The 13,258-nt window shown below is 38.3% G+C and carries 12 protein-coding genes; all 12 read left to right on the forward strand.

Going from position 1 to position 13,258, the window contains the following annotated elements; all coding sequences use genetic code 11:
* A complete protein-coding gene (locus tag HME9304_RS05040) occupies nucleotides 1-1,485 on the forward strand; it encodes a cellulose synthase family protein (protein ID WP_112377544.1) in 1,485 nt (494 codons plus the stop codon).
* Nucleotides 1,486-1,720: 235 nt separating this feature from the next.
* Nucleotides 1,721-2,443 carry a helix-turn-helix transcriptional regulator gene (locus HME9304_RS05045; RefSeq protein ID WP_112379728.1) on the forward strand — a complete coding sequence of 241 codons (723 nt, stop codon included), beginning with the start codon at nucleotides 1,721-1,723 and terminating at the stop codon, nucleotides 2,441-2,443.
* Between the two features lie 584 nt (nucleotides 2,444-3,027).
* Complete coding sequence (locus HME9304_RS05055; RefSeq protein WP_112377546.1) at nucleotides 3,028-3,486, forward strand: GyrI-like domain-containing protein; 459 nt, start codon at nucleotides 3,028-3,030, stop codon at nucleotides 3,484-3,486.
* 136 nt (nucleotides 3,487-3,622) lie between these two features.
* On the forward strand, nucleotides 3,623-4,999 hold the full coding sequence (locus HME9304_RS05060; protein ID WP_112377547.1) for an MptA/MptB family glycosyltransferase: 1,377 nt from the start codon (nucleotides 3,623-3,625) through the stop codon (nucleotides 4,997-4,999).
* Between the two features lie 205 nt (nucleotides 5,000-5,204).
* Nucleotides 5,205-5,819 (forward strand): GNAT family N-acetyltransferase, encoded by a 615-nt coding sequence (locus tag HME9304_RS05065; RefSeq protein ID WP_112379729.1) that lies wholly within the window; start codon nucleotides 5,205-5,207, stop codon nucleotides 5,817-5,819.
* Nucleotides 5,820-5,925: 106 nt separating this feature from the next.
* Complete coding sequence (argG, locus tag HME9304_RS05070; RefSeq protein WP_112379730.1) at nucleotides 5,926-7,113, forward strand: argininosuccinate synthase; 1,188 nt, start codon at nucleotides 5,926-5,928, stop codon at nucleotides 7,111-7,113.
* Nucleotides 7,106-8,080 (forward strand): N-acetyl-gamma-glutamyl-phosphate reductase, encoded by a 975-nt coding sequence (gene argC, locus HME9304_RS05075; protein ID WP_112377548.1) that lies wholly within the window; start codon nucleotides 7,106-7,108, stop codon nucleotides 8,078-8,080. Before argG ends, argC begins: the two co-directional genes overlap by 8 nt.
* Nucleotides 8,081-8,191: 111 nt before the next feature.
* The gene (proC, locus tag HME9304_RS05080; RefSeq protein ID WP_112377549.1) at nucleotides 8,192-8,986 is read left to right on the forward strand and encodes a pyrroline-5-carboxylate reductase; all 795 of its coding nucleotides are present in this window, start codon (nucleotides 8,192-8,194) and stop codon (nucleotides 8,984-8,986) included.
* 124 nt (nucleotides 8,987-9,110) lie between these two features.
* On the forward strand, nucleotides 9,111-10,280 hold the full coding sequence (locus HME9304_RS05085) for an aspartate aminotransferase family protein (RefSeq protein WP_112377550.1): 1,170 nt from the start codon (nucleotides 9,111-9,113) through the stop codon (nucleotides 10,278-10,280).
* A 99-nt stretch (nucleotides 10,281-10,379) separates the two neighbouring features.
* Nucleotides 10,380-11,345 (forward strand): Rossmann-fold NAD(P)-binding domain-containing protein, encoded by a 966-nt coding sequence (locus HME9304_RS05090; RefSeq protein ID WP_112377551.1) that lies wholly within the window; start codon nucleotides 10,380-10,382, stop codon nucleotides 11,343-11,345.
* Between the two features lie 12 nt (nucleotides 11,346-11,357).
* Nucleotides 11,358-12,137: an acetylglutamate kinase gene (gene argB / locus HME9304_RS05095; RefSeq protein ID WP_112377552.1), complete on the forward strand. Its 780-nt coding sequence runs from the start codon at nucleotides 11,358-11,360 to the stop codon at nucleotides 12,135-12,137.
* Nucleotides 12,134-13,204: a M20 family metallo-hydrolase gene (locus HME9304_RS05100; protein WP_112377553.1), complete on the forward strand. Its 1,071-nt coding sequence runs from the start codon at nucleotides 12,134-12,136 to the stop codon at nucleotides 13,202-13,204. The genes argB and HME9304_RS05100 overlap by 4 nt, the downstream gene beginning before the upstream one ends.
* The last annotated feature ends 54 nt before the right edge of the window (nucleotides 13,205-13,258 follow it).

A 13,258-nucleotide genomic window follows, 5' to 3' on the forward strand; every position in this document is an offset into this window, starting at 1 on the left:
ATGGGACTGACCATCGCTTTTATTATCATCGCTATTTACAGTACGGCCTTAATTTTAATTTTCTTCTACAGTCTGGCACAGTTGAATCTTTTGATCAACTATTTAGGCAACAAAAGACTAAACGAAGTGGCGCCTAAGTTCAATCTACTAGATCCAAAAGAAATTCCTTTCGTAACCATTCAGCTTCCAATTTACAATGAAGAATATGTAATGGAGCGGCTTCTTGAGAACATTGCCAAGATAGAATATCCAAAAAGCAAACTCGAAATTCAGGTCTTGGATGACTCTACAGACGAAACCGTAATAGAAACGGCAAAAAGAATCGAGAATCTCCAAAAGACCGGACTGGATATAACACATATACGTAGAGAGAACCGACAAGGCTTTAAGGCAGGTGCCCTAAAAGAAGGGCTGGAAATTGCCAAAGGTGATTTTGTCGCCATTTTTGATGCCGATTTTCTTCCTGAAAGCGATTGGTTGAAAAAGACGGTTCCTTATTTTAAGGATCAGGAAATAGGTGTTGTCCAAACAAGATGGGGACACATCAATAGAGATTATTCTACACTCACAAGAATACAGGCTTTTGCACTTGATGCACATTTTACACTTGAACAGGTAGGACGTAATTCCAAAGGACATTTTATCAACTTCAATGGTACCGCAGGTATTTGGAGAAAGGAATGCATTTTGGATGCGGGCAACTGGGAAGGGGATACCTTGACCGAAGATTTGGATTTAAGTTACCGCGCCCAACTAAAAAATTGGAAGTTCAAGTATTTGGAAGATGTAGAAACCCCGGCAGAGCTTCCTGTGGTAATAAGTGCAGCACGTTCACAACAATTTCGTTGGAACAAAGGTGGCGCGGAAAACTTTAGAAAAACGGTTTGGAGCGTAATCACCGCCAAGAATATATCGTTCAAAACAAAGTTTCATGGCGTCATGCACCTATTGAACAGTTCCATGTTTCTTTGTGTTTTTATTGTTGCCCTTTTAAGCATTCCGATGCTGTATATCAAAAACAGCTACGGACATTTAGGTTGGATCTTTGAAGTGACCAGTTTTTTTATCGTAAGTACCATTATTCTTTTTATCTGCTATTGGTTCACCTATAAAAGCATTCAGGGTAGCGGATTTGATAATTTCATAGACTACATTAAGCTGTTTTTTACATTTTTCTCGGTAGCATTAGGTTTTTCATTGCACAATACCGTTGCAGTTTTGGAAGGCCATATGGGTAAGCGCAGTGAATTTGTAAGAACCCCAAAGTTCAATATAAACAACTTAACGGATAGCTGGAAAGGCAACAAATACTTGGCCAAGAAATTATCGCCAAACATGATTTTGGAATTTGCTTTAATGGTATATTTTCTCTTTGGTATGTATAGCGCGGTACCCTTAAATGACTATGGGCTTTTTCCTTTTCATTTGATGTTGTTCCTCGGTTTTGGTTTCGTTTTCTTTAAATCTTTGACAGCAAAAGCGTAGTTGCATTTTATAGCTATTCTCTAGCACATACTCTTTGGGCAAGCCTGCTAAATACTAAAATTCCAAAATAGGGTTTCGCCGAAAAATTCGTGTAATTTGCGTCCATTCATCTCAATAAAATGGTAATGGCAAGCTTTAGGAGATTAGACCCAATACAATTAAATACGTTCTTTTTGTACCTTTCTAGGCATTTAAAAAATATATAGTTTGATTGCATACCATCAAATTGACCTACATGGAAGAGATACCACGTCTAGCTAGATTGACCGCCATATTAACGCAACTACAATCCTCGAGAATTGTAACGGCCAAAACACTTGCGGACAAGCATAACGTTAGCATTAGAACAATCTATAGGGACATACGTACCCTAGAGAAATCTGGAGTACCGATTGTTACCGAAGAAGGCAAAGGTTATAGTATGATGGAAGGATATCAACTGCCACCCGTAATGTTTACGGAAGATGAAGCAAATGCTCTCATTACAGCGGAACAGTTGATCCTTAAGAACAAAGACGCTTCTTTTGTCCAGAACTATTCCGATGCCATTCTTAAAATAAAGGCGTTGCTAAAAGGCTCCCAAAAAGAGAAAACCAGCTTGCTTACGGAGCGTATCTATTTTAGCAACAACTACACCAACCAAAAGACCAGTAATTATTTGATGCGTATTCAGACGGCCATTACGCATTTTCAGGTTTTACATATTGAGTACATATCAATACATCAGAAATCTTCGGATAGGGATATAGAGCCTTTTGCATTGTATAGCACCCAAGAAAACTGGTTGCTCATAGCTTATTGTAGACTTCGCAAGGCGTTTAGGGTATTCCGAATTGACCATATTCAAAAAATCACCAATACGTATGAGCAGTTTGAATCGCACGATATGACTTTGGAAGAATATTATAAGTCGTATGAAATATACAATGAGGATTATTCTGATTTAGATAACAATTAAGTGAAGGATTTGTTTGGTATCTTTTTAAAATCTATATCCAATCCCAAATTTCAATCGATTTGTATTAAAGCCGTTTGTTTCTTCAGTTAAAAAATTCCCAACATAATCTGATAAATTTAAAATTGTTTTGGATGAAAAATTTTTAAAAATATCATAAGTCCACCGTCAATAAATCAATTGAATATGAGCTACCGATCCTGAATGATTCCGTATTCCAAAATCCGTATTTAATCTTTGAATTTATAATTCCATTTAACTCTGTTGAATTTCCATTTGACAACTCTAGTGGATAACCTATTTCTAAGCTAAAATTCTTTCTTTGCGAAAGAGTACTGGTAATGAAATTAAAAATAATAAGATGAGAGCTTTTTTCATTTTTTTCATTTTTGTTTTGACTACTAGTTTAGATATGATTCTTTTAAAAGAAATACCTTGTTCAGTAAGTAAATTTCTTAGAATATGGCTAAAAAAATCCAAGACAAATTGATACTTAATAGGTATGAGTTGACGAATTCCAACCACCCCTGACACACCCTTGTCACAACAAGCAATTATTTTTGTTCATAATCTTAAATTTTATTCTTATGACAACCACAAAAACTAATGAATTGACTATTGTTGGCATCGCTATTAGGACATCCAACGAAAAAGGAAAGGCGCAACACGATATTCCTATGCTTTGGAGAAAATTCAGCGAAGAAAACATTCCAAATCGTGTTCCCAACAAACTAAATGACACCATTTATGCCGTTTATACCGATTATGAGGGCGACCATACAAAACCCTACACCCTCGTTATCGGTTACAACGTAGCAAGTCTAAACAACATTCCAGAGGATATGACCGTAAAAATCATACCCCCCGCTAATTATAAAAAGTTTATTGCCAAAGGAAATCTAACTAAAGATGCAGTAATAAATACTTGGACGGAAATATGGAATACCGACCTGAAAAGAACGTACACTGCCGATATGGAAATATATGGCGAAAAAGCTGTCAATCCCACCAAAGGGGAAGCAGAAATTCTAGTCGCCATAGAATAATATTTTGAACCATTTCCCGCTATACCGGTGAACCTATTTTATATTTTTACGGTGTAGCGGGTTATTACTTCACAAAAGCGTTTACAATCAAATATAATTTTATACATTTTGAAGGCGTTAGAAATGCTCATCGCCAATGTCTTTAAAAAAAATAGAATTTTGGAAACTACACCTACTCCCCATTTTATGTGTGGGTATGAGCACTCTCTTCTATATTATCTTCGCCTATGATCTAGAACGCGAGAACTTCGCCGTGTTATGGGTCATCTTCGTTTTCCTTTTCTTCTTTTATTACAAGTTAATACAATTTGAAAAATGGAATTTCAAGTTTTTATTGATTACCGGCATTTTATTTCGTGGTGTTCTTCTTTTTACAGAACCCAATCTGTCCCAAGACTTTTACCGCTTTATATGGGATGGCGAGTTATTTAAAAATGGAATGAATCCTTACATCCACTTACCTAACGAACTCATTCTAAAAAATAATTTGCCCATTGCAAACGCTCAGGAGTTATATGCAGGAATGGGTGAGTTGAGCGCTAGGCATTTTAGCAATTACCCCCCGATTAATCAATTCATATTTACTTTGGCGGCCTATGTTGGGCATGGTAGTATTCTTGGCGCAATTATTACAATGCGTTTATCCGTTATTCTTGCTGATATAGGTATTCTATACTTTGGAAGGAAATTACTTCAAAAACTCAATCGTCCCAACTACATGGTCTTTTGGTATTTCCTGAATCCTTTGGTGATAATAGAACTGACCGGGAATCTTCATTTTGAAGGCGTTATGTTGTTTTTCTTTATTTGGTCGCTTTATCTGATCAAAACAAGTAAATGGTTTTTGGGTGCTCCAATATATGCCATAGCTATAATGGTAAAGCTTGTGCCCGTTCTGTTTCTACCCCTGTTCCTTAAATATTTTGGATTCAAGAAAAGTATTGGATTTTACATTTTGATAGGTTTAACGTGCTTTATTTTATTGGTCCCTTTTTATAACAACACCTTCATCGATAATTATTTACAAACGGTAGGGCTTTGGTTTTCAAATTTTGAGTTCAACGCTAGTATGTACAACCTGGTCAAAAAAATAGGAGTTACATATTTTGATGCCAAACCGTGGGAGTTGATTAAGGTGTATGGAAAATTAGTTGCAATTTTCACAATAATCGGAGCACTCTTGCTAACATTTTTTAGAAAAAATCAGCAATTCAATACCCTGATTGTTTCAATGCTTGTACTACTTTCCGGATATTACTTTTTGACCAGCACCATACACCCTTGGTATATTGTGTACCTATTAATTCTTAGTGTTTTCACAAATTATAAGTATGTCATTTTGTGGTCATTTTTGGTGATACTGAGCTATTATGCCTATTCCAATCCCGAGTATGAAGAAAATCTTTGGTTGTTGGCCATTGAATATATATTAGTCTTTGGCTTTTTGATTTATGAAATAGCAGCTAAAAAAGACAAAAAGCTATATTTCTTTAAAAAGTTAGGATCATTTTAGGTCAGTTAGAATTTATTTGTACATTTATCCCATAATGAAAGGACAAAATCACATACTATCTACATCGAGCTACACTGCTCCACTACGTCCATTCGCTCCACGCCGCCGCCCGTAAGGGTGCACATAATTTATGGAAATAGGTGAGTCCATTTCCGCAACAACCACACAAATCTTAATTAGTTATCAGTTTAAAAAAAGCCATACAATGAAAATTGTAATCGCTAACGAATCCCATTATAAATACGCACAAATCATAAGTGACACCATTACCGAATCTGCAAAGGTTCGAGGTACCGGTATTGCACAACGTACACCAGAGTATATTATCAAAAGGTTACAGAACGGCAATGCGGTAATCGCTTTGGATGGTGAAAAATTCGCTGGATTTTGCTATATCGAAGTTTGGGGCAACAAGAATTTTGTAGCAAATTCCGGGTTGATCGTTCACCCTGACTTTAGAAAGCAAGGACTTGCAAAGAAAATTAAAAAAGCGGTATTCGAGCTATCCAAGAAAAAGTTTCCAGATGCCAAAATCTTTGGAATAACCACTGGATTACCCGTAATGAAAATGAATTATGAATTGGGCTATAAGCCCGTAACTTTTTCAGAATTGACGGATGACCCCGAGTTCTGGAAAGGGTGCCAGACTTGTAAAAATTTTGATATCCTTACAAGAACGGAACGTAAAATGTGCCTTTGTACAGGAATGTTGTATGACCCCGAGGCCAGTAAATACAAATCAAGAAAACTGAACGGAAAAGCTTTTCAACGGTTAAAAGAAATGAAGCAGAACCTTTTCCTTAAAAAGAAAAATAAATAGTGGTCAGTTCAAGCTGTCATGCTGAGTATAGTCAAAGCATGAAGCGTCATAAAAGCCAAGATGCAAAATGGATTCCCGCCTGAGCAGGAATAACAAAATAAACCAAATGAAAAAATTAGTTTTAGCCTATAGTGGCGGTCTGGACACTTCGTACTGTGCCAAGTACCTATCAAAAGAAGGATATGAAGTCCATGCCGTAAGTGTTAATACCGGGGGATTTTCAGAACAGGAAATTCTCAATATCCAACAAAAAGCCTTGGAACTAGGGGCAACAACCTATACATCGATTGATGCGGTATCCAATTTTTATGATAAAGTAGTAAAGTACCTCATCTTTGGGAATGTACTGCGAAATAATACCTATCCCCTATCCGTAAGCGCTGAACGAATCGTGCAGGCCATAGAAATTGTAGATCATGCCAAAAAGATTGGTGCTACGGCTATCGCCCATGGCAGTACGGGAGCAGGAAATGACCAAGTAAGGTTCGATATGATCTTTCAAATTTTGGCTCCAGAAATCCAAATAATAACACCGATTCGGGATAATAAACTATCAAGGGAAGAAGAAATCGACTATCTACGGGAAAACGGAATCGATTATTCCTGGGAAAAGGCAAAATACTCGATCAACAAAGGATTATGGGGTACTTCGGTAGGAGGTGAAGAAACACTGACCTCACACCTACCATTGCCAGAATCAGCATTCCCAACTCAATTGGAAAAAGAACTCCCCAAAGAACTTAAACTAAGTTTTGAACAAGGAGAGCTAATAGCGATTGATGGTGAATCCGCTCCGCCTGTTGAGAATATTGAAAAACTGGAAGATATCGCTTCCAAGTATGCTATAGGAAGAGATATTCATGTAGGCGATACTATCATTGGTATAAAAGGAAGAGTGGGCTTTGAGGCCGCTGCTTCGCTCATCATTATAAAAGCGCATCATTTACTGGAAAAGCACACCCTGAGCAAGTGGCAACAATACCAAAAAGAACAATTGGGCAATTTTTATGGTATGCTTTTACACGAAGGAAATTATTTGGACGAGGTTATGCGGAATATTGAAGCGTTCCTATCGGACACACAGAAAAAAGTTTCGGGAGATGTCCATATCACACTACACCCATACCGATTTGAACTCAACGGAATTTCATCTAAACAAGATTTAATGAATGCCTCTTTTGGCAGTTATGGTGAAATGAACAAAGGCTGGACAGCGGATGACGCCAAAGGGTTTATCAAAATCCTTTCAAACTCAGGGAAAATAGCTAACCATGTAAACCAACAAAATGATTAAAGCAGGAATTATTGGTGGGTCTGGGTATACGGGCGGTGAATTGGTAAGACTTTTATTGAATCATCCTCAGGTCAATATCGATTTTGTTTACAGTACAACACGTGCGGGACAACCTGTTACCGCTACCCATCAGGATTTATTGGGATTGACGGATTTAAAATTTTCAGGTGAAGTAAATTCAGGTGTTGATGTAGTTTTTCTTTGCTTGGGCCATGGAAATTCAACCAAATTTTTAGCGGAAAATAGTTTTGATACACATACTAAAATCATTGATCTAAGCAACGATTTTAGATTACAAAAAGATGCTGAATACCATAAAAAAACATTTATTTATGGCCTTCCCGAATTGAACAAAGAGAAAATAAAAACTGCGGCTGCCATTGCAAATCCAGGTTGTTTTGCAACCGCTATACAATTGGCCCTGTTGCCTTTGGCCAAAGCGGATGTGCTACAGAACGATATCCATATAAATGCGGTAACAGGGAGCACGGGTGCAGGTGTTGGACTATCATCTACTTCCCATTTTAGTTGGAGAAATAACAATGCTTCTTGGTACAAACCCTTCACCCATCAACATTTAGGTGAAATTGGAGAAAGCTTGAATTCCTTTGGAAACAAAACCGCAAAGCTACATTTCTTGCCCAATCGGGGTAATTTCACAAGGGGTATTTTGGCTACGGCTTATACCAGATTTGAAGGTTCGTTGAACGAAGCAAAGAAGCTTTACAAAGAATTCTATTCAGATACCATTTTTACACAACTTTCAGAAGAGCCCATTCACTTAAAACAAGTAGTGAACACGAATCAATGTCATGTTCACTTACACAAACACGAAGATATTTTATTGATAACCTCGGCAATAGATAATTTAATCAAAGGTGCCTCGGGACAAGCTGTCCAAAATATGAATTTGATGTTCGATTTTTTTGAAAATACGGGCCTACAACTAAAAGCGGGAGTTTTTTAGATAATAAAAATATTGAGTCGAGCTGTCTCATCGAGCGCAGTCAAGATGTGAGACTATAGAGAAAAATTAAATATCTCTCGACTGCGCTAGAGGTGACAAAAAGAAGATAAAATGAAAATAGCAATTATAGGAGCGGGAAATTTGGGTTTGGCCATTGCAAAGGGTGTTTTGCATAGCAATGGTGCAACGACCATGTACTTGACTAAAAGGAATACTACGGAAATCATGGATTTCGAAAAATATGGCAACGTCACCGTTACCTGGGACAACCGAGAAGCTGTAAAAAAATCCGATATCTTGATTTTTGCAGTGCAACCTGGACATTTTTCAGGTATTCTTGAGGATATATTGGACTTGCTAACCGAAAAACACGTAATCATCAGTACAATTACAGGCTTCAGTATTTCCAAAATAGAGGAAATCATTGGTTCGGATAAATACATTATTCGAAGTATGCCCAATACTGCGATTTCCGTAGGAAATTCAATGACATGCCTTTGTAGCAACGAGTTGGGGGAAAAAAGGATTGACCTTTCAAAAGCTATTTTCAATAGAATGGGACATACTTTGGAAATTCCCGAAGAGCAGATGCAGGCTGCTACCGTAATCTGTGCCAGTGGTATCGCCTTTTGGATGCGTTTGATTCGAGCAACTACCCAGGGAGCAATTCAATTGGGTTTCGATGCCAAGGAAGCGCAAGAACTGGCAATGCATACCTGCAATGGTGCAGCTAGTCTTTTAATCGAGTCTAAAAGCCACCCCGAAGAAGAGATAGATCGGGTCACTACCCCAAAAGGATGCACAATTTCAGGTTTGAACGAAATGGAGCATCAAGGATTGAGTTCTTCTTTAATTCGAGGGATAGTCACCTCTTTTGAAAAAATAAGCCAAATCAGAAAAGGATGAAAAATATAAACACAAACTCAAATATCAAACATAAACTCAAGCCTAAAAAATTGCACTTGTATTTAATATTTGAGTTTGAATTTGATACTTGAACTTGATATTTGAACATGAACTTGAATTCTAGATGAAACTATTTGATGTATATCCTTTATATGATGTTACCCCAGTATCTGCCAAGGGTATTGAACTAACAGATGACAAAGGCAAAAAATATCTCGATTTCTACGGAGGCCATGCCGTGATTTCCATTGGGCATTCCCATCCACATTATGTGAATCGGTTGAAAGAGCAATTGGACAAGATTGGATTTTACAGCAACTCCATCCAAAATCCAATTCAAAAAGAGCTTGCTTCCGCTCTGGGAAAAGCTTCAAATTGTGAAGCTTATAACCTTTTTATGTGCAATTCGGGCGCAGAAGCCAATGAAAATGCTTTAAAACTGGCATCCTTTCATACCCAAAAATCCAAGGTAATCGCCTTTAACAACAGCTTCCATGGAAGAACCTCGGCCGCAGTTGCCGCTACGGACAATCCCAATATAAATGCACCCATAAACAAACAGCAAGAGGTAACTTTTCTTCCTCTAAACGATTTTGAAGCCTTTGAAAAAGCAATGGATTCGGACGAGTACTGCGCTGTTATCCTAGAAGCAATTCAAGGAGTTGGTGGTCTGGATGAGCCCACAACCCAATTTTATCAATTCATTGCGGAACACTGTAAAAAGAAAGGTATTGTCCTCATAGCGGACGAAGTACAATCGGGATTTGGGCGAAGTGGAAAGTTTTTTGCCTTTCAACATCATTTGGACCCTGAGCGGAGTCCAACGGACACTGAGCGGAGTCGAAGTGTACAACCCGATATTATTTCTATCGCCAAAGGCATGGGAAACGGTTTTCCTGTCGGTGGTATTCTTGTACATGAATCCATTAAAGCTTCTTACGGTCTCTTGGGAACCACTTTTGGTGGCAATCATTTGGCCTGTGCAGCGACCCTGGCTGTTTTAGAGGTTCTGAAAGAAGAAGATTTGCTGGTAAATGCTAACGAGTTGGGCAGCTATTTTAAAGAAAAAGCCAAAGAATTTTTAGAAATAAAAAAAGTAAAAGGAAAAGGATTGATGCTAGGTTTGGAATTTGAATTTGAAGTGGCCGATTTGCGAAAAAGACTTATTTACAACCAACATATGTTCACAGGAAGTGCAAAAAACAAAAAACTGCTACGGTTTTTACCCGCTCTTAATATAACCAAAACCCATATCGATTTATTTTTTGAGGGACTACAAAAAGAGTTGGGATAATGTTTCGGCCAAGCTCAACACTCCACCCTTCGACTACGCTCAGGGTACGGATTCTAACTAAACGGATTCTAACTAAGCTGAAAATGACAAAAAAATAAAATGAAAAACTATTTATCCATAAATGATATTGATTCGCTTCCCAATTGGGTAGACGAAGCGATTGCATTAAAAAAAGACCCCTATCAATTTAAAGAAATGGGTAAGCACAAAACCATCTGTCTTTTATTTTTTAACAATAGCCTAAGAACTCGGTTAAGCACTCAAAAAGCAGCCATGCATATGGGAATGGAAGTAATGGTAATGAATTTTGGAAGTGAAGGCTGGGCTCTGGAATATGAGGATGGAACTGTGATGGATCAAGGAAACTCAGAACACATTAAAGAAGCTGCCAAGGTGGTTTCCCAATATTGCGATATTATCGCCATAAGGGCGTTTGCCAAACTTAAAGACAGAACAAAGGATGAAGCGGAAGAAGTGCTCAATGGTTTTACCAAGTACGCATCCATTCCAGTAGTAAATATGGAAAGTTCCATTGCGCATCCGTTACAGGCTCTCGCTGATGCCATTACCATAACGGAAAGCAATACCAAACCTAAACCCAAGGTGGTATTATCATGGGCCCCACACCCAAAAGCGTTACCGCACGCCGTGGCAAATTCATTTATTGAAATGATAAAAAAACAAAACGTTGAATTTACCATTACGCACCCAAAAGGTTACGAGCTAAATCCGTCAATTACGAAAGGCTGCGCTATTGAATATGACCAAAACAAAGCCTTGGAAAATGCTGATTTTGTCTATGTAAAAAATTGGAGCAGCTATTCAGATTATGGAAAGGTGTTATCACAGGATAGTCATTGGATGATGACCCAAGCCAAATTGGGAAGTGCAAAATTCATGCATTGCCTTCCCGTCCGTAGAAATGTAGTGGTCGAAGATGCCGTATTGGATGGAGGACAGTCTTTGGTTTTGGAGCAGGCGAACAACAGAACCTTTGCAGCACAGATAGTGCTAAAAAAAATACTGGAACACAGTAATGTTTTCTCTGCCAAAGGGAAAGAATAAAGGAGATAATCTATGAAAACCAAATTATCCATAGTAAAAATAGGAGGTAACATCATTAATGATGACCAGGAGTTATCCAGATTTTTGAAGCTGTTCTCAAAAATTAAGGGGAACAAAATCTTGGTTCACGGAGGAGGCAAAAAGGCCACGGAGATTGGAGAAAAACTCGGAGTCATTTCCAAAATGGTCAATGGAAGAAGAATAACCAATACCGAAAGCTTGGATGTTGCCATCATGGTTTATGGCGGATTATTGAACAAAAAAATTGTAGCTGAACTTCAAGCTTTGGGTTGCAACGCCATAGGGATGAGCGGTGCTGATGGAAATACCATCACTGCTAAGAAAAGACCTGTAGGCGATATTGATTTTGGGCTTGTTGGCGATGTGGAAAAAGTAAATTCCAGTAGTATTTCGGTTTTCTTAAACGCTGGTCTTACCCCTACTTTTTGTGCATTGACCCACAACGGCAAAGGACAATTGTTAAACACCAATGCGGACACTATTGCAGCAGAACTGGCAATTGCCATGTCATCAGAATTTGAAACTACGTTATATTATTGTTTTGAGAAAAAAGGAGTACTGCGAAGCATTGATGACGAAAATTCCGTACTTCAACACATCGATTCCAAGAAATACAAGTCCCTTTTGGCAGATGGAATCATAGCAGATGGAATGCTCCCAAAAATGCACAACTGCTTTCATGCATTACAACAGAACGTAAAACAAGTTTGTATAGGAAATAGTGATATGCTTCAAGAAGAAAATTCAAATTTTACAACGCTTACCTTATGAAAATACACCAAACGGAACTATCCCAAAAGGCAATACAACTTCTGAAAGAGCTGATTGCCATTCGCTCATTTTCTAGAGAAGAGGATAAAACAGCGGATACCATTCAAAAATGGTTGGCCAATTTCGGAATTGAAACGGAGCGACAGTTCAACAACGTGTATGCGTTCAACAAGCATTTTGATGAAAACAAGCCTACCCTACTTTTAAATTCCCATCATGACACCGTTAAACCCAATAGTGCCTATACCAAAGACCCTTTTGATCCACATATTGAAGATGGAAAATTGTTTGGCTTGGGAAGTAATGATGCGGGTGGTTGTTTGGTCTCGCTTTTAGCCACTTTTACGCATTTTTATAATCAGGAAGACCTAAGTCACAATATTATCATGGCAGCTTCTGCGGAAGAAGAAAATGCTGGGGAACGAAGCTTAAGGGGCTTATTGCCCATGCTTCCAGAAATAGATGTGGCCGTTGTTGGAGAGCCTACCCTAATGGATCTGGCCATAGCTGAAAAGGGATTGGTCGTTTTTGATGCTGTAGTGGAAGGAACGCCATCACATGCGGCGCATCCAAATGATAACAATTCCATTTACAATACCATCGAGGTGCTTGAGTGGTTCAAAAAACATACCTTCGATAAAACTTCCGATGTTTTGGGCGAAGTAAAAATGACGGTGACCCAAATTAAAGCGGGAAGCCAGCATAATGTGGTACCTGCGCAAGTGGATTTGGTAATCGATGTTCGTGTAAATGACCGCTATTCCAACAAGGAAATAGCTGAGATACTTCAAAATGAAGCGCCTTGTAAAATTACCCCACGTTCGTTACGACTGAATTCTTCAGCCATTGACCCTGACCATGATTTGGTAAAAAGCGGACTTGCACTTGGCAGAAAAACCTACGGTTCACCCACACTTTCGGACCAAGCGGCCTTGAGTTGCCAATCCGTTAAACTGGGTCCTGGCGATAGCACACGGTCCCATTCTGCCAATGAGTTTATTTATGTCGATGAAATCGAGAAAGGCATAGATTTGTACATCAAAATATTGGAAGGATTTTTAAAATAAGTATTGAGAGATTAGATGTGAGAAGTTAGATGAAAAATCAATCACATATCTCAT

This window comes from Flagellimonas maritima, from assembly GCF_003269425.1.
Classification (GTDB): Bacteria; Bacteroidota; Bacteroidia; order Flavobacteriales; family Flavobacteriaceae; genus Flagellimonas; species Flagellimonas maritima.